The 23,782-nt window shown below is 73.8% G+C and carries 19 protein-coding genes; 5 read left to right on the top strand and 14 right to left on the bottom strand.

Annotated features, from left to right (window positions below):
- Nucleotides 1-16: 16 nt before the first annotated feature.
- Nucleotides 17-2,200, bottom strand: coding sequence for a RecQ family ATP-dependent DNA helicase (locus IEV65_RS04640; protein WP_188428390.1), 2,184 nt, complete (start codon nucleotides 2,198-2,200; stop codon nucleotides 17-19).
- A gap of 95 nt (nucleotides 2,201-2,295) precedes the next feature.
- Here IEV65_RS04640 and IEV65_RS04635 point away from each other — a divergent pair, with 95 nt between their 5' ends.
- Nucleotides 2,296-2,862, top strand: a complete 567-nt coding sequence (locus tag IEV65_RS04635) for a hypothetical protein (protein ID WP_188428389.1) — start codon at nucleotides 2,296-2,298, stop codon at nucleotides 2,860-2,862.
- A gap of 47 nt (nucleotides 2,863-2,909) precedes the next feature.
- Here IEV65_RS04635 and IEV65_RS04630 read toward each other — a convergent pair whose 3' ends face one another.
- Nucleotides 2,910-3,314 carry a LysM peptidoglycan-binding domain-containing protein gene (locus tag IEV65_RS04630; RefSeq protein WP_188428388.1) on the bottom strand — a complete coding sequence of 135 codons (405 nt, stop codon included), beginning with the start codon at nucleotides 3,312-3,314 and terminating at the stop codon, nucleotides 2,910-2,912.
- 244 nt (nucleotides 3,315-3,558) lie between these two features.
- Between IEV65_RS04630 and lexA the strand changes: the two genes are divergently transcribed.
- On the top strand, nucleotides 3,559-4,284 hold the full coding sequence (lexA, locus tag IEV65_RS04625) for a transcriptional repressor LexA (RefSeq protein WP_188428387.1): 726 nt from the start codon (nucleotides 3,559-3,561) through the stop codon (nucleotides 4,282-4,284).
- Between the two features lie 94 nt (nucleotides 4,285-4,378).
- Here the strand turns inward: lexA and IEV65_RS04620 are convergent, their stop codons facing one another.
- From IEV65_RS04620 to IEV65_RS04600, 5 genes are all read right to left on the bottom strand, one after another.
- Nucleotides 4,379-4,711, bottom strand: coding sequence for a PRC-barrel domain-containing protein (locus IEV65_RS04620; protein WP_188428386.1), 333 nt, complete (start codon nucleotides 4,709-4,711; stop codon nucleotides 4,379-4,381).
- Between the two features lie 92 nt (nucleotides 4,712-4,803).
- On the bottom strand, nucleotides 4,804-5,700 hold the full coding sequence (locus tag IEV65_RS04615) for an NAD-dependent protein deacetylase (RefSeq protein ID WP_308642556.1): 897 nt from the start codon (nucleotides 5,698-5,700) through the stop codon (nucleotides 4,804-4,806).
- A complete protein-coding gene (locus IEV65_RS04610) occupies nucleotides 5,697-7,193 on the bottom strand; it encodes a sensor histidine kinase (protein ID WP_229734895.1) in 1,497 nt (498 codons plus the stop codon). The genes IEV65_RS04615 and IEV65_RS04610 overlap by 4 nt, the downstream gene beginning before the upstream one ends.
- A gap of 4 nt (nucleotides 7,194-7,197) precedes the next feature.
- Nucleotides 7,198-7,938 carry a response regulator transcription factor gene (locus IEV65_RS04605; RefSeq protein ID WP_188428385.1) on the bottom strand — a complete coding sequence of 247 codons (741 nt, stop codon included), beginning with the start codon at nucleotides 7,936-7,938 and terminating at the stop codon, nucleotides 7,198-7,200.
- A 79-nt stretch (nucleotides 7,939-8,017) separates the two neighbouring features.
- Nucleotides 8,018-9,358, bottom strand: a complete 1,341-nt coding sequence (locus IEV65_RS04600; RefSeq protein ID WP_229734893.1) for a patatin-like phospholipase family protein — start codon at nucleotides 9,356-9,358, stop codon at nucleotides 8,018-8,020.
- 226 nt (nucleotides 9,359-9,584) lie between these two features.
- Here IEV65_RS04600 and IEV65_RS15580 point away from each other — a divergent pair, with 226 nt between their 5' ends.
- Nucleotides 9,585-10,577: a helix-hairpin-helix domain-containing protein gene (locus IEV65_RS15580; protein WP_229734890.1), complete on the top strand. Its 993-nt coding sequence runs from the start codon at nucleotides 9,585-9,587 to the stop codon at nucleotides 10,575-10,577.
- A complete protein-coding gene (locus IEV65_RS04590; RefSeq protein ID WP_188428384.1) occupies nucleotides 10,570-13,050 on the top strand; it encodes a ComEC/Rec2 family competence protein in 2,481 nt (826 codons plus the stop codon). The genes IEV65_RS15580 and IEV65_RS04590 overlap by 8 nt, the downstream gene beginning before the upstream one ends.
- 26 nt (nucleotides 13,051-13,076) lie before the next feature.
- Here IEV65_RS04590 and IEV65_RS04585 read toward each other — a convergent pair whose 3' ends face one another.
- The 4 genes from IEV65_RS04585 to rpsT form a co-directional block, all read right to left on the bottom strand.
- Nucleotides 13,077-14,039: a LysR family transcriptional regulator gene (locus tag IEV65_RS04585; RefSeq protein WP_188428383.1), complete on the bottom strand. Its 963-nt coding sequence runs from the start codon at nucleotides 14,037-14,039 to the stop codon at nucleotides 13,077-13,079.
- A gap of 44 nt (nucleotides 14,040-14,083) precedes the next feature.
- The gene (locus IEV65_RS04580; protein WP_188428382.1) at nucleotides 14,084-14,941 is read right to left on the bottom strand and encodes a DegV family protein; all 858 of its coding nucleotides are present in this window, start codon (nucleotides 14,939-14,941) and stop codon (nucleotides 14,084-14,086) included.
- Nucleotides 14,942-14,948: 7 nt separating this feature from the next.
- On the bottom strand, nucleotides 14,949-17,861 hold the full coding sequence (gene leuS / locus IEV65_RS04575; RefSeq protein ID WP_188428381.1) for a leucine--tRNA ligase: 2,913 nt from the start codon (nucleotides 17,859-17,861) through the stop codon (nucleotides 14,949-14,951).
- A gap of 230 nt (nucleotides 17,862-18,091) precedes the next feature.
- Complete coding sequence (rpsT, locus tag IEV65_RS04570) at nucleotides 18,092-18,358, bottom strand: 30S ribosomal protein S20 (RefSeq protein WP_188428380.1); 267 nt, start codon at nucleotides 18,356-18,358, stop codon at nucleotides 18,092-18,094.
- Between the two features lie 283 nt (nucleotides 18,359-18,641).
- On the opposite strand from rpsT, the gene IEV65_RS04565 reads away from it, so the two are divergent.
- Nucleotides 18,642-20,045, top strand: a complete 1,404-nt coding sequence (locus IEV65_RS04565) for a cell wall-binding repeat-containing protein (RefSeq protein WP_188428379.1) — start codon at nucleotides 18,642-18,644, stop codon at nucleotides 20,043-20,045.
- 92 nt (nucleotides 20,046-20,137) lie between these two features.
- Here IEV65_RS04565 and holA read toward each other — a convergent pair whose 3' ends face one another.
- Genes holA through IEV65_RS04550 form a run of 3 tightly spaced genes read right to left on the bottom strand, consistent with a single transcriptional unit; the run spans nucleotide 20,138 to nucleotide 23,741 of the window.
- Entirely contained in the window at nucleotides 20,138-21,112 is a 975-nt protein-coding gene (gene holA / locus IEV65_RS04560; RefSeq protein ID WP_188428378.1) for a DNA polymerase III subunit delta, read from the bottom strand.
- A complete protein-coding gene (locus IEV65_RS04555; protein ID WP_188428377.1) occupies nucleotides 21,109-21,540 on the bottom strand; it encodes a DUF952 domain-containing protein in 432 nt (143 codons plus the stop codon). The genes holA and IEV65_RS04555 overlap by 4 nt, the downstream gene beginning before the upstream one ends.
- Nucleotides 21,537-23,741 carry an ATP-dependent DNA helicase gene (locus tag IEV65_RS04550; RefSeq protein WP_188428376.1) on the bottom strand — a complete coding sequence of 735 codons (2,205 nt, stop codon included), beginning with the start codon at nucleotides 23,739-23,741 and terminating at the stop codon, nucleotides 21,537-21,539. The genes IEV65_RS04555 and IEV65_RS04550 overlap by 4 nt, the downstream gene beginning before the upstream one ends.
- Nucleotides 23,742-23,782: the final 41 nt, after the last annotated feature.

The following is a 23,782-nucleotide window of genomic DNA, read 5'->3' as shown; positions in this document are numbered from 1 at the left end:
CGGGGCCAGCGAGGACCTAAGCCTCGACGGCGAGGACGAGCGGCAGCACCGCCTCCGCACCCGCGCGGCGCAGCTCCCGGGCCGCGACGGTGAGGGTCCACCGCGAGTCAGCCGTGTCGTCGACGAGCAGCACCGGCCCGCGGGTCTGCCGCAGGGCCTCGGCGAGCCCGGGTCCGACACCGATCCGGCCCCAGACGTTCGCGAGGCGGAAGGCGCTGTTGCCGCCGGAGTCACCGACCGGGCCGCCGTGCAGGTAGTCCAGCCGCCCGAGCAGCGGCAGCCTGCCGATCGTGCTGATCTGCTCGGCCAGGGAGCCGGTGACCGCCGGACGGTGACGCGACGGCATGGCCACCACACCGACCGGACGCTGAGCCCAGCCCCACGTGGCCAGCACCTGGACCACACCGCGGATCACCTCGTCGGGGACGGGCGCACCGTGCGCCATCCCCCGCTCGGGGTCGTCCGGGTCGACGACCCGCGAGGTGCCGTCGGCCAGGACGGCACGGAGACGCTGCCCCCACCCGAGGTCCGACAGACGAGCGAGCGCCCGGCCCTCCTCGGCCAGCTCGCCGGCCGGGATGCGTCCCTTGACGTCGACGCCCAGGCGGGGCATGCCGGTCGGCCACTGGGAGCGTGGGTCGAGAGGCACACCGACCGCCGCGAGCGTCTGGCGGGCCGCCCCGACCGCGGCCTCCGGGATGTCCGTGGGGTACCACGCCCCAGCGCACCTGTCGCACCGTCCGCAGGCGGTCGCCGTGTCGTCGTCCAGGCACTCCTGCAGGAAGGCCATCCGGCAGCCGGTGGTCGTCTGGTAGGTGGTCATCAGCTCGGCCTCGCGCACGCGGGCGTCGGCCACGCGGCCGTAGCGCTCGCGGTCGTAGGACCACGGCTGCCCGGTGGCCCGCCACCCGCCCTGCACCTTCTCGACCGCACCGTCGACGTCGAGCACCTTCAGCAGCAGCTCGAGGCGGGTCCGGCGCACGTCGACGATCGTCTCGAGAGCGGGGGTCGAGAGCGGCCGGTCGGACTCCGCGAGCGCGCGCAGCACCGCGTCCGCCTGGTCCTGGCGGGGCATCGAGACCGTGGCGAAGTAGGACCAGATCTCCCGGTCCTCCGAGCCGGGGAGCAGCAGGACGTCGGCCCGCTCGGTGGCGCGTCCGGCCCGGCCCACCTGCTGGTAGTAGGCCACCGGCGAGCTCGGCGCCCCCAGGTGGACGACGAAACCGAGGTCCGGCTTGTCAAAGCCCATGCCCAGCGCGCTGGTGGCCACGAGCGCCTTGACCCTGTTGTCCCGCAGGGCGGCCTCCAGGCGCTCGCGCTCCTCCGGGTCGGTGCGCCCGGTGTAGGAGGCGACCTCGTGCCCGGCGCTGCGGAGGGCGGCCGCCACGTCCTCGGCGGCGGACACCGTGAGGCAGTAGATGATCCCGCTGCCCGGCAGCGAGCCCAGGTGCGCCACGATCCAGCCCAGACGCTGCTCGGGCGTGAGCCGGGGCAGCACCCCCAGCCGCAGCGAGGCCCGGGCCAGCGGGCCGCGGATCGTCGCGACCGACGCGCCTCCGGCACCGAGCTGCTCCACGACGTCGGCGACGACGCGCTCGTTGGCGGTGGCCGTCGTGGCCAGCACGGGGGTGCCCTCGGGCAGGGTCTCGAGCAGCGTGCGGATCCGCCGGTAGTCCGGGCGGAAGTCGTGCCCCCAGTCGCTGATGCAGTGGGCCTCGTCCACGACGAGCAGCCCGCACCGCCCCGCGAGGTCGGGCAGCTGCTCGTCTCGGAAGCGCGGGTTGTTGAGCCGCTCGGGGCTGACCAGCAGGACGTCCACCTCGTCGGCCGCCAGCGCGGCGCGCACGTCGTCCCAGTCCGTGGCGTTCGCGGAGTTCATCGTCACGGCCCGCACCCCCGCCCTCGCGGCGGCCGCGATCTGGTCGCGCATCAGCGCGAGCAGAGGCGAGACGATGACCGTCGGGCCCGCTCCGGCAGCGCGGCGCAGCGCGGTGGCGACGAAGTAGACCGCCGACTTGCCCCAGCCCGTCCGCTGCACGACCAGCACGCGGGACCGCTGCTCCACCAGGGCCAGGACGGCCTCGAGCTGGCCGTCGCGGAAGTCCGCGTCCGGGCGACCCACGAGGCGGCGCAGCGCCCGGCGGGCCGACTCCACCGTCTCGGGCGTGGCGTCGGTCGCGTCCTGGGTGAGGCTCGTCATAGGTCGACCGTAACCGCCCGCACCCACACACCGGCACGCTCGTCCACAGCGGGCTCGGATGGCCCCTGCAGGCCGCGATGTGGTCCGATAGGGGGATGACCACCCCCACGGACGTGCCGTTCCAGGACGACGGGCCCGAGCCGGCGCCCTCGATCTACGAGGGCGTGCGCCCCGAGCCGGCGTCCGAGCCGACGTCGTCAGCCACCCAGCCGACCGAGGTCGCCGTCGACCCTCTGCTGCCCCCGGCGGAGACCGAGACCGACCTGCTCGCGGCCCGCGTCGAGGGACCCGAGGACCACGCCGGGATGACCGAGCTGTGGCGGGCCACCATGGCCCTGCCCCAGTGGTGGTTCGTGGCGGTCGGAGAGCAGGGTCGGGAGTCCCCGGCCGCCGCCTCCATCGACGGCCAGCTCATGCTGATGACCTTCACCAACGCCGAGCGCGCACGTCACTTCGCCGTCCAGAACGGGATGATCTCCCCCTCGGAGGACCTGCGAGCGATCGCTCTGGCCCCCGAGGAGGTCGTCCGCTCGGCCGAGGCGTACACGGCCGCGGAGATCGCGGGGCTCATGTTCGACCCGCACCTGAGCGGCTACTTCATCCCGTCGGAGCAGCTGCCCGTCGTCTGGACGGCCATCCACGCCGACGAGCCGACTGGCTGACGTCGCTGGCAGGACCGCACGACCGTCACCCTGGACGGCCCTGGCGCTCAGCGGCCGGGGATCACTAGCTCCTGCCCCACGGCGATGCTCGTGGTGCTCAGCCGGTTGGCTCGCTGGATGTCGCTGACGGCCTGGCTCAGGGGCACGTCGGGCAGGTACTCCTGCGCGATGTGGGTCAGGGTCATCCCTGGCTCCACGACGACCGCCGAGCTGGCACCGGCCGGGCTGAGGGCGCTCACGACCAGGGCCACCGTCAGAGCGAGGACGAGCGCGAGGCTGCTCGCGAGCGCGAGACGGCCGCGACGCGTCAGGCGCAGCGCGGCCGGACGCGGCGCGCGCTCCTGCTCGCCCACGAGGCGCAGGTGGTCACGCCGACCACGGCCGCTCCGGGCCGGAGCCAGGGTGATGCCCTGGGTCTGCACTGCGAGGGTGCTCACTGCGAGGGTGCTCATGGTGCTCCTCCTGAACTTCGGACGCGCGTTCGATCGGACGCTTGTCCTATTGATAGCACGATCGTACGCATCTGTCGACACGCCGGTCGAACAGATGTTTGTGCGGGCGAGGCGCTCGCCGTACGCTGAGGTCATGTCGGGAACTGAATCACCGAGCACCGACAGACCTGCCTGAGACACCTGCCTGACACACCTGCCGGACAGGCCGGCCGGACCGGACCAGACGAGAGACGGAGACGCGGAGATGGCCACGATCCACGAGCTTCCCGACCGCGACGGCGGCGCGCAGCTGACCAACCGACAGCGGCGTGTGCTCGACGTCATCCGCGACTCTGTGGACGCCAGGGGCTACCCGCCCAGCCTGCGCGAGATCGGTGAGGCGGTGGGTCTGACCTCACCGAGCTCGGTCGCCCACCAGCTGAAGATGCTGGAGCGCAAGGGCTACCTCCGCCGCGACCCCAACCGGCCCCGCGCCATCGAGGTCGTCTCCCCCGGCCGGGACGGCGTCGGCTACCGCCGTGGCGAGGACACCTCCCCGGAGGCCCCCAGCAACGCGGACGTCTACGACGAGACCGGCATCGGTGACGCCCGCCCCGAGGCGTCCTACGTGCCGGTCGTCGGCCGCATCGCCGCAGGTGGGCCGATCCTGGCTGAGGAGGCCGTCGAGGACGTCTTCCCCCTGCCCCGTCAGATCGTGGGCGACGGCGAGCTGTTCCTGCTCAAGGTGGTCGGTGACTCCATGATCGACGCGGCCATCTGCGACGGTGACTGGGTGGTCGTGCGCCGCCAGCCCACCGCCGTCAGCGGCGACATCGTGGCTGCGATGCTCGACAACGAGGCGACCGTCAAGACCTACAAGAAGCGCACCGACAAGGTGTGGCTCATGCCGCACAACCCGGCCTACGAGCCGATCGACGGGGACCACGCCGTCATCCTGGGCAAGGTCACGGCGGTCCTGCGCCGCGTGTGACCCAGGCGGGCCGTCCTGCACGCCGGCTGCCTCCGGCGGGACGTCCGTGACCCACAGCGCCGCCCCACTCGACCGGGGCGGCGCTGTGCTGCGTTCAGGCCGAGGGAGCCGGCCCGTCCTGGACGCGGTAGTAGGTGTAGAGGTCCTGCTCGTCGCCCTCGGACACGTGGCCGTCCGCCACGACGTCGGGAGCGCCCTTGACCTTCTCGAGGCTGTACGGCACCTGGATCTGCCCGTCCCGCACCTCGGCCGTCGCCAGCGGCACGAAGACCTTGCGCCCACCGAACCAGCCTGCTCGCACCGTCAGCCAGGCAGGGTCACCGGTGCGGTTGTCGAGGTAGACCTCGCCGAGGGCCCCGATCCGCTCGCCGTCCTGATCAAGCACCTCGGCGTCGTAGAGCCTGTTCAGCTGCTCCTGAGAGATCACGTCTTCTCCTCCTGGGCGCGACACGCCGCCGTGCCGCGTCTGCGCCAGTGCACCACACGCGTCCGTGGCGGGCAAGCACAGTCACGGCTTGGTCAGGCACCCGCGAGGTCGGCGACGAGCCGAGGAAGAACGTCACCCAGGAGGCTGTCCAGCTGGACGGTGGGCTCCCCGTCCGCTCGCGTCTCCCCTCTGGTCACCACCGCCACCGGTATGCCGAGGCGCGTCGCGCGGCGCACGAACCGGTAGCCGCTCATCACCCTCAGCGAGGAGCCCAGCACGAGCAGGGTCGACGCCGACTCGACGGTCGCAAAGGCGCGGTCGACCACGGGCCTGGGGACCGAGCCGCCGAAGAAGACGACGTCGGGCTTGAGACTGTCGCCTCCGCAGACCAGACAGCGCGGCGCCCGGAAGGAGGCCACGGCGTCGTCCGCCACCACCACGTCACCGTCCGGCCGCACCTGACCGGCCGACCCGGAGTCCAGCCTGGCGAGGAAGCCGGGGTTGGCCGCCTCGAGCCACTCCTGCACCGCGACCCGTGCGACCTGCTCGCCGCAGTCGAGACAGGTGACGCGGTCCAGGCTCCCGTGCAGCTCGAGCACCTGGTCGGCACCGGCCCGCTGATGCAGTCCGTCGACGTTCTGGGTGACGACCGGCCCCAGGACACCCAGCTGCTGGAGCTGGGCGACCGCGTGGTGGGCGGGGTTCGGGCGGGCGGCGTTGAACCTGTCCCAGCCGGCGAACGAGCGGGCCCAGTAGCGCTGTCGGGCCTGCGCGGAACCGACGAACTCGGCGTGCTGCATGGGCTGGACCCGGCGCTGGCCGTCTGGCCCGCGGTAGTCCGGGATCCCGGACGCGGTGGACATGCCGGCGCCGGTGAGCGCGACCACCCCGCCCCGGGAGACGAGGCGACGGAGCACGGCATACCCCTCCTCGTCCACGGCCGAGTCGGGCGGGAGGGTCTGGTCGAGGGGCACCGGGCCGCGGCTCACGGCGCCGCCCCGGACGGACCGTCGACGGGGAGCAGCACGGTGAAGACGGTACGGCCCGGGGAGGACTCCAGGGTGACCGACCCCTGGTGGGCCCGGGCGACGGCGTCGACGATGCTCAGTCCCAGGCCCGAGCTGCCGGTGCTGCGCGAGCGTGAGTCGTCCCCGCGGGTGAACCTCTCGAACACCTTGCCCTGCAAGGCTTCCGGGACACCCGGTCCGTCGTCGGCGACGACCAGCCGGACGCCCTCGGTGCCCCGGCGCACGCTGGTCGCGACCGTCGTGCCCGCCGGCGTGTGCACCCGGGCGTTGGCCAGGAGGTTGGTGACCAGCTGCCGCAGGCGAGCCTCGTCCCCGCGGACCAGGACCGGCTCCTCCGGCAGCGCGAGCTCCCAGCGGTGGTCCGGCCCCGCGACCCGGGCGTCCCCGACCGCGTCCAGGCACAGCAGCGTGAGGTCGACCTCGTCGTGCGACAGCGGCCGGCCGGCGTCGAGGCGGGCGAGGAGCAGGAGGTCCTCGACCAGGCCCTGCATGCGCAACGACTCCGACTCGATCCGCCCGAGCGCGTGGCTGACGCCCGCAGGGACCGCCTCCGGGTCGCGACGGCTCAGCTCGGCGTAGCCGCGGATCGAGGACAGCGGCGTGCGCAGCTCGTGGGAGGCGTCGGCGACGAACTGCCGGACCCGCTGCTCGCTCTCGTGCCGGGCCGTCAGGGCGGACTCCATGGTGTCCAGCAGGTTGTTCAGGGCCAGCCCGACCTGGCCCACCTCGGTCGCGGGATCGGTGTCGGCCTCCGGCACGCGGGCCGCGAGCGCCACCTCGCCCGTGGCCAACGGCTGCGCCGAGACCTGGCGAGCGGTGGCCGCGACCCGGTCGAGGGGGGCGAGGTTGCGGCGCACGAGCCAGGCGGTGCCGCTCCCGGCGACCACCAGCGACAGGAGGCCGGCGGGGATCATGATGAGGACCGCCTGACGGGTGGACTCGACGACGCCCGAGACCGGCACGCCGGTGACCACCAGCAGGTCGCTGCCGTCGGCCTCCACCCTCGTGGCCATGACGCGGTGCGGGCCCAGTCCGTCGCCCGGCGTCACCGTGCGGGGCTCGCCGGCCCCCGGCTCGTCGGCGTCGGCCAGCAGCCGGCGGGCCTGCGCGTCGGAGAGCTCGGTGACCCGGTTGTCGAGGGTGACGGCCTCGCTGGCGACGATCTCGAGGTCGTCGCCGGTGGGCTGCGCCACCAGCACCAGCGACTGGGCCGCGGTCCCCGGTGGCCTGCCGGGTCCGCCGTGCATCCCGGTCGGGCCGTGGCCCATGCCCATCGTCATGGCGGCCACGACCCGCTCGGAGCTGGCGCGCAGGTCGGCGTCGAGCTGGGCGTAGAGCGCTCGGTGGAGCAGGAGCGTCGTCACCCCGGCCGAGAGCAGCAGGACGACGGCGAAGAGCGCCACCACCGAGGTGACGATCGTGGTGCGCAGGGAGCGGCTGCGCCGGGCGGCCACCGGCTCAGCCCGCCGGCGGCTTGAGCACGTAGCCCGCGCCGCGAACCGTGTGGATCATCGGCTCGCGCCCGGCGTCGATCTTCTTGCGCAGGTAGGAGACGTAGAGCTCCACCACGTTGGCCTGGCCGCCGAAGTCGTAGTGCCAGACGCGGTCGAGGATCTGTGTCTTGGACAGGACGCGTCGGGGGTTGCGCATGAGGTAGCGCAGCAGCTCGAACTCGGTCGCCGTGAGCGTGATCTCCTCCCCGCCGCGGCGCACCTCGTGGGCGTCCTCGTCGAGGGTGAGGTCGCCGACGGCGAGCACCGAGGACGTCCCGCTGGCCACCACGGCCGTGCGCCGCATGAGCGCCCGGCAGCGCGCGACGACCTCCTCCAGGCTGAACGGCTTGGTCACGTAGTCGTCCCCACCCGCGGTGAGCCCGGCGACGCGGTCCTCGACGGCATCACGGGCGGTGAGGAAGAGGACGGGGATCTCCGGGTCGTCGGCCCGCAGGCGCCGCAGGACCTCGAGGCCGTCGAGGTCCGGGAGCATGATGTCGAGCACCACCGCGTCGGGCCGCAGCTCGCGGGCGACCCGGACGGCGTCGGCGCCGCTGCCCGCCGTCTCGACCTGCCACCCCTCGTAGCGCAGCGCCATCGACAGCAGCTCGGCCAGCTGGGCCTCGTCGTCGACGACCAGGACGCGCACCGGTGACCCGTCTGCGCGGGTCAGACGGGGTGGTGTCGGCGCGGCGGAGGCTCTCATGGGTGCATCTCATCCTGCCACTCGGTGGCCGGGGTGTGAGCCTGCTGTGCGCCTGCTGTGAGGGAGGTGGTATGCCGTGTCAGCGCCGCCCCAGCGCGGTCACCCGCGCCGAGCGGGCCAGCGCGAGGCGGGCCCGGTCGAGGTCGGCGACCTGAGGGTGGGGTGGCTGGAGTGGCGCGTCGAGCGCGACCGTCGCGGGGCTGTGGCGGCGGACCGAGGCGTCGGAGACGACATACCCGTGCCGCTCCAGGACCATCTGCTCATCCGGGGTGAAGGCGTCGAGGTCGGTGCGCACCCGGTTGATGGCGGCGACGAGCCCGGCCGGGTAGCCGTCCACGAGGCCCGCCTCCGGCGCGTGACCGGGGACCGGGGAGACGGTGTTGGGGGTCTCGAGGGACCAGGTCGCGCCGTCCAGGATGCCGGCGGAGAAGCTCGCGCGCAGCCAGCGCAGCCGCGTGGTCTGCCCGCCGTTGGCCGCGATCGAGAGCAGGTGCCAGAGGCGGCCGACCGGCGAGCCGGCGGCGCGTCCGCGGAAGACCGCTCCCCCGTCGCTGACCAGGACTGTCGCGTGGTCGGACCAGACCTGCTCCAGGCCGTAGTTGTCGTAGACACCGCCGTCGGCCAGTTCGAGCCGGCGCAGGATGGCGTCGCGCACCTCCGGCGGCTCGTCGAGGTCGGGCACCCCGCCGCTGAGCCCGAGCTCGCGGCCGTCCAGCTGGAACGGCTCGAACCAGGGCGGGTGCGCGCACGAGGCGGCGACGGCGTCGACGATTCGTAGGCCCGGGGGCGGGGCGGCGAACCCCAGCCGGTGGTCCCCCACCCGGCCCCGCGGACCGACCGAGCGGGCGTCCGCGAAGACCCAGGACACGCCATACCCGGTCTCGGTGGCGCCGGTGAGGATGACCGGGCCACCACGCCGGTGCTCGCGCAGGTCGGTCCCCCACCACGGCACGGCACGCTCGAGCTCGTCGGCCAGCACGGTCGTCGTGACCCCGGCCCGACCCCAGGCCTCCGGACGGAGGCGCGCCAGGAGCGCCGGGGTGCGGACGTTGCGCGCGGTCAGCGTGCGCAGCGGGGCGGCGACGAGCTCCTCCAGGCCGCCGACCCTGGCCGGCGGGCCGGCCGGGTCGGGCCACTCGAGGTCGGGGTGCGCCAGCAGGTTGGCGACGATGGAGCCGCCCGAGACGGCGCTGATCGTGCGCAGCCGGCCGAGCACGCCGAGCTCGTCGAGCCGGCGGACGGCTCCGAGGTGGAAGAGCGCGGCACGGAAGCCGCCGCCCGACAGGCACAGGGCCGTCCCGCTGCGCGGTCGCCGGGCGGAGGGGCCGTGGTGCGCCGTGGCGCGGGCGGCCTCCAGCTGCGCGAGGACCAGGTCCGCGGAGCTCCCGGGAGGGTGTCCCGGTCCGTGGTGGTGGAGCACACTGCCAGGCAAGCGGGACCTGGTGACGTGAGGGTGAACGGCACGCGGATGGTCGGGCGTACGCCAGGTGACGGCTCGGGTGACACCGCAGGTCGGGAGGGTGCCCGGTCACCGCTCGCCCCGCCGTGAGGGCCCCTTGTCCACACGCCCTGAGCGGCGGAGCTCGTTGTCCACAGAGGCGCGGGGGACGCTGGTGGCGACCGGCCGCCCGACCTACGTTCGCGGCATGCCACGTGACGCCGCCACCGAGACCGAGCCCGACCGACTCGCCGACCTGCTGCGCCACCTTCGTCAGGATCACGGCCAGCACGGCGAGCACCTCGACGACCTGCACCTCGACGACCTGCACCTCGATGGCCCGCACGTCGATGGCCCGCACGTCGACGACAGCATCGGTGAGGACGAGGGCTGGGCCGTGCCCGACGGCCGCCACCGGCGAGGTCGCGTGCCGGTGGTGTCCGTGCCGGAGTCGGTGCGGTCGGTGGACCTCACCGTGCGCCCGGCCGCGGTGCGCGGTCTGCTCGTCGTCGCGCTCGTCGTGGTGCTGGTGCTGACCGGGAGGTGGGGGTGGGCGACCCTCCGGGCGGCGCCCGAACCGGTCGCGGTCTCCGCAGGCCGCGACGGTGCGCCTGGGGTCGAGCACGCCTCGGACGAGGCGGATTCGCGTCCCGAAGAGGGTGGCCCGTCGGCCCCGGTGGCTGCGGTCGATCCCACGAGCTCGACCGCCCAGGCTCCGGCGCCGAGGCCGGCGCGGCTGCTCGTCCACGTGGCCGGTCAGGTCGCCTCTCCCGGGGTCGTCGACCTGCCCGCGGGCTCACGGGTGATCGACGCGGTCGAGGCGGCCGGCGGGTTCGCGCAGGAGGCGGACCAGGGTGCGCTCAACCTGGCCCGTCCGCTCGTGGACGGGGAGCAGGTGTGGGTGGGTCGGCCAGGCGAGGCACCCCCGGCCGGGGCGGTCGTCCCGGGCCCAGGTATGCCGTCCTCGTCCGCTCCCGGCACCGTCACCGCTGGTGCCCCGGCCGGCCTGCTCGACCTCAACGCCGCGGACCAGGCTGCGCTGGAGGAGCTCCCCGGCATCGGCCCGGTGACCGCCGGGCACATCCTGGCGTGGCGCGAGGCGCACGGCCGGTTCACCTCCGTCGACGAGCTGCTCGAGGTGAGCGGCATCGGTGAGCGCACGCTCGCCCAGCTCGAACCCCTCGTGACCGTCAGTGGCTGAGCGCCGCAGGACGGTGGGCGGGGAGCGCGAGGGTATCGGGCAGGGCGGCGAGCGCTGGGGGATCGGGCAGGGCGGCGAGCGCGGGCGCACAGCCCAGGCCGCGAGCACCGGGGGCCGTCAGCTGGACGGCCGGCTGCTCGTCCCCGCGCTGACCGCGTGGGCGGCGCTCGTCGCGCTGCTCCCCCGATCGTCAGCCACGTGTCTGGTGGTCGGCGTGGCCAGTCTCTCGGCGGCGGCGGCGATGGTCCTCTGGCGCCGGACCCCCCGGTCGCCGCCCCGTCATCGGGCTCGGCCCGGGGGGACGGACCTGCGTGGGGTCGTGGCCCTCACGCTCGCGGCCACCGGCCTGGTGGCCACCTCCACCGCGACCCACCTGGCGACCGACCGCGCCGGCCCGGTGGCTGGCTGGGCCGCCGAGGGAGCTGTGGTGTCGGCGAGCGCCGTGGTCACGGGCGAGCCGCGCGTCGTCACCCGGGGCGACGAACGCGAGCCACTGGTGGTCGTGCACCTGCGCCTCCTCCGGGTCGAGGGTCGTGGGTCGGGCGCCGACGTCTCGACACCGGTCCTGCTGCTCACCGCGGCGGGCGAGGGGTGGGAGGAGCTCGGGTGGCGGCAACGCCTGAGCCTGACCGGTCGGCTGCGTCCGGCCGAGGACGGCGAACGCCACGTCGCGGTCCTCTCGCCCGTCGGAGGCCCGCGGGAGGTCACCGCCACCGGCGGTCTGCTGCGCGGCATCGAGCACGTCCGGTCCAGGTTCCGCGAGGCCGTCGACCCGCTGCCGGCCGACGCCCGCGGTCTGGTGCCCGGGCTGGTGATCGGCGACACCTCGTTGACCCCCGAGGACCTCACCGAGGCGATGCGGGCCACCGGCATGACCCACCTGAGCGCGGTCTCGGGCAGCAACGTGGCCCTCGTCTGCGGAGCGCTGGCGGTGCTGGTCGCCCGCGCCGGGGTCGGCAGGCAATGGCGCACGCCGCTGGTGCTGGTCGGGCTGGCGGGTTTCGTGCTGCTCTGCCGCCCCGAGCCCTCGGTGCTCCGCGCGGCCGTGATGGGCTCGGTCGGGCTGCTCGCGCTCTCGTCGGGCCGTCGGCGCGTGAGCCTGCCGGCGCTCGCGGTGGCCGTGGTGGGCCTGCTGTGCGTGGACCCGTGGCTGGCGAGGTCCTACGGCTTCGCGCTGTCCACCCTGGCCACGCTCGGCCTCGTGCTGTGGTCACGGCCCTGGGGCGACGCGATCTCGGCGCGCCTGCCCGCGCGGTGGCGCCTCCTGGGGGACGCGCTGGCGGTGCCGCTGGCCGCCCAGGTGGCCTGCGCACCGGTGATCGTGCTCCTGCAGGGAAGCATCACCGTCGTCGCCGTGCTGGCCAACCTGCTCGCGGCCCCGCTGGTGGCGCCCACGACGGTGCTCGGCGTCGTGGCGGCGGTGCTGGCGCCGCTGTCGGTGACGCTGGCGCGCGCCGTCGCCTGGGCCGCGGCGGTCCCCGCCTGGTTGCTGGGGCGGGTGGCCCGCACGTTCGCGCCCGTGCCCTGGGGCACGGTCGACTGGGTCGACGGAGCGGCCGGCGCCTGGCTCCTCACGGTCCTGACCGTGATCTGCCTGGTCACGGGGCCGTGGTGGCGCCACCAGCTGCGCCGTCATCCGTCGTGGGGGTGGGCCGCCGGGCTCGGGGCCCTGGCCCTCGTCTGGCCGGTGCCACGGCTCTCCGCCTGGCCCCCGCCGGACTGGGTCGTGATCGGCTGCGACGTGGGTCAGGGCGACGCGGTCCTGCTGAGGTCGGGCCCCTCCTCGGCCGTCCTCGTGGACGCCGGGCCCGAGCCGGACGCGCTCCGCCGCTGCCTGCGGGCTGCGGACGTGTCACATCTTGACGCCGTGGTGCTCAGCCACTTCCACGCCGACCACGTGGTCGGTCTGCCCGGCGCGCTCGCGGTGGCGGGGGCGGACGCGGCCTTCATCAGTCCGGTCCGTGAGCCGGCGGAGACCTCTGCGAGGACGCTCGACGTCCTGGCGGCCGACGGCGTGCCCGTGGGCGAGCTCAGGGCCGGCGACGTCGTGACCGCCGGTGCGCTGACGCTCGAGGTGCTCTCCCCCGGGCCTCACCCGGTCGTCGGGGAGTCGGCCGCCAACAACGGCAGCCTGGTCGTGGACGCGCGGGTCGCTGGCATCGCCGTCCTGCTCAGCGGGGACATCGAGCCCGAGGGGGCCCGACCGCTCCGGGCCGCGCTCGCCGGGCGCGACTTCGACGTCCTCAAGGTCGCGCACCACGGCTCCGCGCGGCAGGACGAGGCTCTCGTGCGCGGCACGCGCGCGGAGGTCGCCCTCATGGGCGTCGGTGCCGACAACGACTTCGGCCACCCCGCCCCGCGGACGCTCGAGCTGCTGCGCAGCGCAGGCATGGTCGTGCTGCGCACCGACACGGACGGCGACGTGGCGGTGTCCGGACAGAGGGGGCGGCTCCTCGTGCACAAGGACCCGTGACGCCCGCGGGCACGCCCTGGGTGAGATCAGCTCGACGTGTCGTGGCCGCCCGAGGACCCGGTCATGGCCGTGGTGGGCCGGCCCAGCTCGCGGGCGCTCTCGCAGAGGGCCTCGAGGATGGCGGCCACGGCGGGGACGCGACGCAGGTCCGTGGTCGTCACCACCTGGACGACCCGGCGCGACGGCGGGGACACGGGCCGGACGACGACATCGGGGTGGGACACGGTGTGCAGGATGAGCTCGGGCACGAGGGCGACACCGAGCCCTGCGGCGACGAGGCCGAGCACCGCGACGTAGTCCTCCGTCTCGAACGTGACGTCGGGCTCGAACCCCGCGTTGCGCGACAGCGTCAGCAGGTGGCCGCGGCACCGGGGGCACCCCGCGATCCAGGTGTCCGCAGCGAGGTCGGCGAGCAGCACCTCGTCCTCGCCCGCGAGCGGGTGGTCCTTCGGGAGCACCAGCATCACCGGGTCGGTCAGCACGTCGATCACCTCGAGCCCGGCCAGGTCGTCCTCGCCGCGGCCCGCGTCGGTGCCCTCGTAGGAGAAGGCGACCGCCAGGTCCACGCTGCCTGCGCGCAGCGCCGCCATCGACTCCGGCGGCTCGGCCTCGGTGAACTGGACCGTCACGTGGGGGTGCTCGCGCCGCAGCTTGGCCAGCGCCCGCGGGACGAGCGTCGCCGACGACGACGGGAAGGCCATCAGCCGCACCCGGCCGCTCTGCAGCCCCGCGATGGCGGAGATCTCGGACTCGGCGCGGTCCAGCGCGCCGAGGATCTGCTCGGCATGACGGGCGAGCAGCGCCCCCGCCTCGGTCAGCCGGACGACCCGGCCGGAGCGCTCCACGAGCACCGTGCCGGTCCGCTCCTCGAGCCGACGCACCATCTGCGAGACGGCCGGCTGGGTGTACCCGAGCGACTGCGCCGCCGCGGTGAAGGTCCCCTCGTCAGCGATGGCTTTCATGACCCTGAGGCCGGCAGCATCGAGCATGCCTCACTGTAACCCTCCGTAATGGGTCAGCCAGAGCGCCGGGCTCAGACCGGAGCGACCGTCACCCCCACGGTGCCGGGGCCGACGTGCACGCTGATCACCGGGTCCAGCTCGGTCAGCTCGGGGACGAGGCCGGTCCGCTCGCGGAGCTCGCCCGAGATCCGCTCGGCAGCCTCCTGCGCACCCAGCTGCTGCACCGCCACCTCGACCTCCCGCCCTTCGGCCCGGGCGCCCTCGACGGCCTCGACCGCGAGGTCCACGAGCCGCTGGTGCGCCTTGGCCCGGGTCCGCACCCGCTCGAGCGGGTGGACCTCGCCGTCGCGCACGGTGAGGATCGGCTTGATGGCCAACGCCGAGCCGACGAGGGCCTGGGCCAGCCCGATCCGTCCCCCGCGGCGCAGGTGGTCCAGGGTGTCCACGCAGAACCAGGTCCGGCTCTCCGCAGCACGCCGCAGGGCCGCGTCCGCGACCTCACGGGCCGACCCGCCGCCGGCAGCGACCGAGGAGGCGGCGCGCACCGCATACCCCAGCGCCATCCCGAGCACGCCGGAGTCGACCACCTCGACCGCGAGCTCCCCGGCGAGCTGGTCGCGGGCGAGCTCGGCGGCCTCGACCGTGCCGCTCACCCTGCTCGACAGGTGCACGGACACCACACCGCTCGCCCCCGCCCGCGCCGCCTCGCGGTAGGCCTCCGCGAACTCTCCCGGTGACGGCCTGGAGGTCGAGAGCCGCTCCCGCCCCTGGAGGAGCAGGTCGGCGACCTCCGAGGGCGTGATCTCGCGCGCCGGCACCGACCCGCGGCCCCCGACGCTGACGTGTAGCGGGACGACCGTCACCCCCTCCCGACGCGCCGCGTCGACGCTCAGGCAGGCGGTGGTGTCGGTGACGACGTGGACCGGCATCGGCGGGTCAGACGACGATGTTGACGAGGTTCGGCGCGCGCACGATGACCTTGCGCACGGGGGCACCGTCGATGCTCGCCTGCACCCGCGGGCTCGCCAGCGCCAGCCCCTCCAGGGTCGCCTCGTCGACGTCGGCCGGCACCTCCAGGCGGTCACGCACCTTGCCCTTGACCTGGACCACGCAGGTGACGACGTCCTCGACCAGCTTGGCCGGGTCGGCCTCCGGGAAGGGCGCGTAGGCCAGCGACTCGGTGTGCCCGAGCCGCTGCCACAGCTCCTCGGCCAGGTGCGGGGCCACCGGCGCGACCATCTGCACGAGCGGCTCGACCGCCGCACGCGGCACGGCGTCCAGCTTGGTCAGGTGGTTGTTCAGCTCGATCATCTTGGCGATCGCGGTGTTGGTCCGCAGCGCCTCGAGGTCGGCTCGGACCCCGTCGACCGTGCGGTGCAGGGCCTTGTCCGTCTCGGCGTCCAGCTCGACGTCGACCACCGTGACCTCACCGGTCTCCTCGTCGACGACGTTTCGCCACAGCCGCTGCAGGAAGCGCTGCGAGCCGACGACGGCGCGGGTCTCCCACGGGCGGTACTGCTCCAGCGGGCCCATCGACATCTCGTAGACCCGGAAGGTGTCGGCACCGTACTGCTCGCACATCTCGTCCGGGGTCACGACGTTCTTGAGCGACTTGCCCATCTTGCCGTACTCCTGGGTGACCGCCTGGCCGTTCCAGGTGTAGGTCGTCCCGCCCGGCCCGGCGTGCTCCTCCACCTCGGCGGCGGGCACCGGGAAGCCCCGGTCGTCGCGGTAGACGTAGGCCTCGATCATGCCCTGGTTGATCAGCCGGCGGAACGGCTCCTCGGAGGAGACGTAGCCCAGATCGAAGAGCACCTTGTGCCAGAAGCGGGAGTAGAGCAGGTGCAGCACCGCGTGCTCGACACCGCCGACATACAGGTCCACACCGCCCGGGTCGGTCGCGCCGGCGGGCGCGTCCGCGACGGGGGCCGGGCGCGGCCCGATCCAGTAGCGCTCGACGGCCGGGTCGACCAGCGCGTCGTCGTTGGCCGGGTCCAGGTAGCGCAGGTAGTACCAGCAGGAGCCCGCCCAGTTGGGCATCGTGTTGGTCTCGCGCCGGTAGGTGCGCAGGCCGCGACCGTCGCCCAGGTCGAGCTCGACCTCGACCCACTCCGTCGCGCGGGCCAACGGCGCCTCCGGCGAGCTGCCGGCGTCCTCGGGGTCGAAGGTGCGCGGGCTGTAGTCCGGGACCTCGGGCAGCTCGACCGGCAGCATGTCGTCCGGCACGGTGTGCGCCACGCCGTCCTCGTCCCACACGATCGGGAACGGCTCGCCCCAGTAACGCTGCCGGCTGAACAGCCAGTCGCGCAGGCGGTAGGTGATCCGGCGGCTGCCGGCGCCGCGCGCCTCGAGCCACTCGATCATCCGCTCCTTGGCCTCGGCCACGCCCAGGCCGTCCAGGCTGAGCCCCTCGATCGAGGAGTTGATCGCGGGGCCCTCGCCCGTGAACGCCTTGTCCTCGGGGTGGTCAGGCGTCGGCTGGACCGTGCGGATGATCGGCAGGTGGTAGGCCGTCGCGAAGTCCCAGTCCCGCTCGTCCTGGCCCGGGACCGCCATGATCGCGCCGGTCCCGTAGCCCATCAGCACGTAGTCGCCGACGAACACCGGGATCTTCGTGCCGGTCACCGGGTTGGTCGCGAACGCGCCGGCGAAGACTCCGGTCTTGTCCTTGGCGTCGGCCTGCCGCTCGACGTCGCTCTTGCGGCTCGCTGCCGTCCGGTATGCCGCCACTGCCGTCCGCGGGTCCGGCTCGCCCAGGGTCCAGGTCGGGTCGGTGCCCTCGGGCCAGGCCGACGGGACGATCTCGTCCAGCACCGGGTGCTCCGGGGCGACCACCATGAAGGTGGCGCCGAAGATCGTGTCGGGTCGGGTGGTGAAGACGTCGATGCCGGTGGTGCCGCCCTCGACCCGCTCGACGGGGCCGAAGGTCACGGTCGCGCCGTGCGAGCGGCCGATCCAGTTGCGCTGCATGAGCTTGACCTTCTCCGGCCAGTCCAGCCGCTCCAGGTCGTCCACCAGCCGGTCGGCGTAGGCGGTGATGCGCATCATCCACTGGCTCAGGTTGCGCTTGAACACCGGGAAGTTGCCGCGCTCGGACCGGCCGTCGGCGGTGACCTCCTCGTTGGACAGCACGGTGCCCAGGCCCGGGCACCAGTTGACCGGGGCCGCCGAGACGTAGGCCAGGCGGTAGCCGTCCAGCACCGCGGCGCGCTCTGCGGGGCTCAGCCCGGCCCAGGCACGGCCGTCCGGGATGGCCCGCTCGCCCGACTCGAACTGCGCGACCAGCTCGCTGATCGGACGGGCCCGGCCGATGCCGTCGCCCAGGCGGGCCGGCGCGGACACGTCATACCAGGAGTTGTAGATCTGGGTGAAGATCCACTGCGTCCAGCGGTAGTAGTCGGGGTCGATCGTGGCGAAGCTGCGGCGCCGCTCGTGCCCCATGCCCAGCCGGCGCAGCTGGCGCCGGTAGATCTCCATGTTGGCCTCGGTCGTCACCCGCGGGTGCTGGCCGGTCTGGACGGCGTACTGCTCGGCCGGCAGGCCGAAGGCGTCGAAGCCCATCGTGTGCAGCACGTTGGCGCCCGTCGTGCGCAGGTAGCGCGCGTAGACGTCGGTGGCGATGAAGCCGAGCGGGTGGCCGACGTGCAGGCCCGCCCCCGAGGGGTAGGGGAACATGTCCATGACCATCGTGTGGCCGTTGGTCAGGCGCGGGTCGTCCGGCTCGGCCCACGGTCCGGCCGGGTTGGCGGAGTGGAAGGTCCCCTCGGACTCCCACCGGTCCTGCCACGCGGCCTCGATCTGGCCCGCCAGCTCGGCGGTGTAGCGGTGCTGGGGGATGCGCTCGCTCATCGTGCCTCTCGTCCTTCGTCTGCTCGTGCTCGCTGGTCTGCTGCTCGTCGGTGATGCTTCGGTGCACAAAAAAGCCCCTCTCGCAGGAGGGGTCAGCCGCGCTGGGTGTGCGTCCGTCAGCGCGGCTGCGTAAGGAGGAGCACGCGGCCGATCGTCATGGTGAGCCCGAGTTTAACGCACGAGGGCGCCCACCCTGACGGGTGAGCGCCCTCGTGAGCGACGTGGAGCGGTCAGGCGCCGAGGCTGTTGAACCGCTTGGCCATCGCCGACTTCTTGTTGGCGGCCTGGTTGGCGTGGATGACGCCCTTGGAGACAGCCTTGTCGAGCTTCTTGGAGGCCAGCTTCAGCGCGTCGCCCGCCTTGGCCGCGTCACCGCTGGCCGCAGCCTCGCGGAACTTGCGGATGAAGGTGCGCAGCTCGGACTTGTAGGCCCGGTTGCGCTCGGTGCGGATGGCGTTGGTCTTGACGCGCTTGATCTGGGACTTGATGTTTGCCACGGAGTGTCTTCCTACGTGTTGAGTTGGTCGGGTTGTCGTGAGGGCGACAGACGCGCGGTCCAGGATTGAGGCGTGGGGGGCCCTGGCGGCTGAGCCGCGCGCGGTTGGTGCGACGTGCGCGCACGACCAGGCGCGCACGCAAGGGACAACATTAGCAGCGCCCCACGCCCCCGCCCAACTCGATGGCGGTATCTCCCTCGCGCCCCGGCCCTCTGACACGGTGCCGCACTCGCGGCACTCAGGCAGGATCTCACCGGAAGGCAGACAGATGTTCACTCGGGGCATGAGCGGGCGCGGCGCCGTCGCGACCGCACTGGCAGGCGGGACGTTGCTGGCGTCCTCAGGAGCGGCGCAGGCAGCCACGCTCGACGACTACGAGATCACCGGCGTGCAGTTCGTCAACGAGGACTGCAGCCGCAACGAGTATGCGGTCACCACCTCGGTGACGGGCACCGTCGACGACGGGGGCGGCTTCGACCGCTTCCGGGTGGAGGTGTGGGACGACGGTGTGCTCAAGGACTCCCGCGACCGAGAGGTGGAGGTCGGCACCTCGCGGGACATCTACTCCTTCCTCTCGTTCGTCGGGCTCTACGGCACCGGCGCGCCGGGCGTCGGCATCGTCATCGACGACATCGACGGCGCAGGCAACTCGGTGGGCACCCTGGCCTACGAGGACCCGTTCTACCCGGAGGACGTCGACGGACCCTGCAGCTTCGACATCGAGCGGATCGGGGGCGAGACCCGTCTGGAGACCGCCGCGATGCTCTCCGCGCAGAAGTTCGTCAGCGCCGACACCGTCATCATCGCCACCTCCCGCACCTATCCGGACGCTCTGGCCGCGGCGCCGTGGGCCGCCCAGCTCGGCGCGCCGCTGCTGCTCAGCAACCCCACCGGCCTGTCGGCGGCCACTACGGCAGAACTGGCCCGGCTGCAGCCCTCGTCCGTCATCGTCATCGGCGGGGAGGCTGCCCTCGGTGAGGGGGTCCTGGACGACGTCGCGGCGACACTGCCGGGTGCCCTCGTCGAGCGGGTGGGCGGCGCCAGCCGCTACGAGACCTCCGCCATGATCGCGGGCCAGGTTCTGCAGGACAGCACCGCCGAGGTCTACGTCGCCTCGGGCCAGGGCTTCGCGGACGCCCTCGTGCTCAGCGCGCTGGCCGCCCGGCACCAGGCACCGCTCGTCCTGGTCCGGCAGGACGACATCCCGAGCGCCTCCGCCGCCGTGCTGGCCACTCTGGACTTCGACCACCTGTATGCCGCCGGCGGCCCCATGGTCCTCTCGGACGCCGTGCTGACCGATGCCGCTGACGGCGTCCCGGTCACGCGCTACGCCGGTGCGGACCGCTATGGGACGGCGGCCCAGGTGCTCGAGCAGTTCCCGGCCGAGGGTCGCGTCATGGTCGCGACCGGGGCGGACTTCCCGGACTCCTTGACCTCGGTCCCGGTCGCGGCCCGCACCGGAGCCGGCGTGGCGCTGACCCGTCCGGACAGCGTGCCCGCCGCGGTGATGACCCAGATCGACCGGCTCATCGCCGAGGTGTCCTTCCCGCTGATCACGATCGTCGGTGGCCCCGTCGCGGTGAACCCGTCCGTCGAGGCCCAGCTGCAGACGTTGTTCTCCTCCGCGGCCGCACCGGCCTCGCGGCCGTCGGGCACCCTCACCGAGAGCAACATCCCCACGGAGTGAGCACGACGCACCCAGCCTCGTGACGACGCACCCAGCCTCGTGACGACGCGGCCCCGTCCTGACGGCGGGGCCGCGGCGTGCCTGGCAGCGCGTCAGGCGTGCCGCAGCCGGCAGACTTCGAGCACGGCCCGCTCGACCGCGTGCTCCGGGCTGCGGACAGCTGCCTCCGTGCGCAGGCCGCCCTTGACGTCGACGTCGGCGCGGGCCACCGCCTCGATGGCCCTGCCCAGCCGCGCACCGTCCCACCCCTGCGCGACGCGACGGGCCTGGTCCACCTGCCAGGGCGCCATACCGAGATCCCGTGCGAGCTGGCCGGAGCTGCCGCGCCCGGCCGCCGCCACCTTGCCGACCTGGCGCAGCTGCATGGCCAGCACGGCCACGATCGGCACCGGGTCGAGCCCCCCGATCATGGCGTGACGGAGCAGCCCCATCGCGGCCCGCTCGTCACCGGCCAGCGCCGCCTCGGCCACCTTGAAGCCGGTCGTCTCGACGCGCTCGCCGTAGTAGGTGTGCACGTCCTCGACCTCGATGGTCCCCTCGACGTCCCGGGCCAGCTGGGCGCAGGCGCCGGCCAGCTCACGCACGTCCTTGCCAACGGCCAGGACCAGCGTCGCGACGGCCTCCTCGGTGATCCGCCGCCGGGCCTCGCGGAACTCCCCCTTGACGAAGTCGGTCTTGTCCTTCTCCGACTTCAGCGCCTTGGCCTCGATGAGGCGGGCGCCGCCCTTGCGCATCGTGTCCAGCACCTTCTTGCCGCGGTTGCCCGACCGGTGGTGCAGCACGAGAGTCACCCCGTCCGCCGGCTCCGCGAGGTAGGCGAGAAGATCCTCGACCAGCGCGTCGTCGGCCTCGTCCGCCTCGTGCACCGCGATGACCGTCCAGCCGCCGAAGAGGCTGGGGCTGGCGTGCACGAGCAGCTGACCCGGCTGGTAGCTGCCGGCGTGCAGTCGCACCAGCTCCGCCTCCGGCTCCACGGCACGCACCGCCGTCAGCACCGAGGCCAGGCCGCGCTCCGCGGCGATCTCCTCGGGGCCGGTGATGAGGGCCAGCGTCAGTGGCGCGGTCACGGGGCCGACCCCGCGCCGGGACTCGTCAGGTCCTCCCACGGCCCCAGGTCGAGCCAGCCCTTCTCGACCGCCGCCGGCCGGGTGCGGCTGACTGCGGCCACGGGCAGCGGGCCGTAGAGGTGCGGGAAGTGCGGCGACGTCGGGTCGCCCGGGTCGCCGGGCTCGAGGCGGACCTCCACCCCCGCGGCGGCGAGCGCCGCGGGGTCGACCTCGAGCACCACGAGCGGAGCCAGGTCCTCACGTGAGTAGAGGAGCTTGGCCACGCCCGGCAGCTGCTCGGGGTAGGAGGCGTGGATGAAGCCCACCTCCGCGAGCGTCGCGCCGCGCGTCGACCGTTCGTAGGTGCCGGTCCTGAGGGCGGCCTCCCAGTGGGCCAGCTCCGCGAGGTGCCAGAGCGGCCGCCCCGCGCCCTCGTCGTCGTGCGTCATACCGGGACCTCCAGTCCGAGCTGGTTGATGCGGGCGGTGACCAGGTCCGGCGCCAGGTCGAGATGCTCGGCCAGCTCCGTCAGCGTGACACCGGCGTCGAGACCGTCCCGCAGCTCGGCGTCCTGCTCGTCGGTCCACGCGTGCCCGCCGGTGACGGCGGTGCGCGGAGAGCGGGCGACAGGGACCGTCGCGGCGGCTCCCTCGAGGGGTGCTCCGCCGATCCCGCGCGCACCGGGGGCGGCGACCGGCACCACGTCGGGCGCGGTGGCGTCGAGGCGCTCGAGCGCCTTGAGCACGAGCGCGCGGTCGGTCGTGGGCCAGAACGGGGGCAGGGAGCGCTGGAGGAAACCGGCATACCGGGCGGTGATCATCCGCGAGTCGAGGAAGGCGACGACGCCCCGGTCGTCGCCGCGCCGCACGAGCCGGCCCGCGCCCTGGGCCAGCCGCAGCGCTGCGTGCGTGGCGGAGACGGCCATGAAACCGTTGCCGCCCATCCGCGAGATCGCCTCGGTGCGCGCCGACGACAGCGGGTCGTCCGGTCGCGGGAAGGGGATGCGGTCGATGATGACGAGCTGGCAGGCCGACCCGGGCACGTCGACGCCCTGCCACAGGGACATCGTGCCGAACAGGCAGGAGCGCGCGTCGGAGGCGAAGTCGCGCACGAGCGTGGGCATCTGGTCCTCACCCTGGCACAGCACCCGGATGTCGTCGTCGGCCAGCCGTCGGCGCATCTCCTCCGCGGCGGCCTCGGCCGCGCGACGGGAGCTGAACAGCCCGAGCGTCCGGCCGCCCGCGGCGCGCACGAGCGCCTCGATCTCGTCGAAGACCTGCGGGGAGGCCCCGTCGCGACCCGGGGGCGGCAGGTGCTGCGCGACGTAGGCGATGGCCTGCTGGGGGTAGTCGAAGGGCGAGCCCACGTCCAGGCCCTCCCAGGCGGGTGACCCGGCGCCCCGCAGGCCGATGGTGCCCGCCACGGAGTCGAAGCTGCCGCCCAGCTCGAGGGTGGCCGAGGTCAGCACCACGGTCCGGTCGCTGAAGATCTTGTCCCGGACGAGCATCGCCACGCTCATCGGCGCCACCCGCAGCACCGCGCCCCGACGCTGGTCGTGGGTGACCCAGACGACGTCGAGGTCCCGCTCCTCCAGCACGCGCGCGGCGTTGTCGTGGACCTCGTCGACCGCGGCCAGCGCGACCTGCCTGGCCCCGTCGACCTCCGCCCCCTTCTCGGGCTTGAGCTCGGACAGCGCGTCGCGCGCCGCGTCACGCACCAGCTGCAGGGTGGTGACCAGGCGCTCCGGCAGCGCCGTGAGCTTGCCCTCGGGCAGGTCGGCGAGGGCGTCGGCCAGCAGGTCCACCGTGTCGCCGAGCCGCCCCGCGGCCTCGCCCCGGCCCGCCTTGCGCGCCGCGACCGACACCGACCCGGACGTCAGCTCGTCGGTGATCGTGCTGGTGATGCGGTCGGTGAGCTCGTGGGCCTCGTCGATGACCAGCAGATCGTGCTCGGGCAGCATGAACCGCCCCTCGAACGCGTCGATCGCCATGAACGAGTGGTTCGTGACGATGACGTCGACCTCCTTGGCCGCCTCGCGGGAGCGCTCGACGAAGCAGTCCGCGACCACCGGGCAGCGGCTGCCGAGGCACTCGTGGGAGGTGACCGAGACCTGGCGCCAGGCGCGGTTGCTCACGCCCGGCACCAGTTCGTCGCGGTCGCCGGACTCCGTGAGGTCGGCCCACTCGCGCAGCCGGACGACCTCGTCGCCCAGCCGCGAGCGCTCCCGGTCGACCGAGCCCATCGACAGGAGGGCGTCCTCGTCGTCGTCGGGGAAGCCGCCCACGAGCTTGTGCTCGCACAGGTAGTTGGACCGCCCCTTGACCAGCGCGAACGTCGGCCGGCGCCCGAGCAGCGGCGCGAGCGCGTCGGCGATGCGCGGCAGGTCGCGGTCGACGATCTGCGCCTGCAGCGCCAGCGTGGCGGTCGCGACCACGGCCGGCTTGCCGGTGCGCACGGCGTGCGCGATCGCCGGGACGAGGTAGGCGAGCGACTTGCCCGTCCCCGTGCCGGCCTGCACCAACAGGTGTTCCTCGCGCTCCACGGCCCGCTCCACGGCGTGCGCCATCGTCACCTGCCCGGGGCGCTCGGTGCCCCCGACCGCCGTGACGGCGGCGTGGAGGAGCGCGTCGAGTTCGGGGGTGGCGGGCATGAGGTTCAGGGTATGCCGTCGCGCCCACCTTCCCGCGTCCT

Source organism: Ornithinimicrobium tianjinense, from assembly GCF_014636495.1.
In the GTDB taxonomy this organism is placed as follows: domain Bacteria; phylum Actinomycetota; class Actinomycetes; order Actinomycetales; family Dermatophilaceae; genus Ornithinicoccus; species Ornithinicoccus tianjinensis.
Note: the sequence above shows the minus strand (reverse complement) of the source record. Positions and strands in the feature narration are given on the sequence as shown.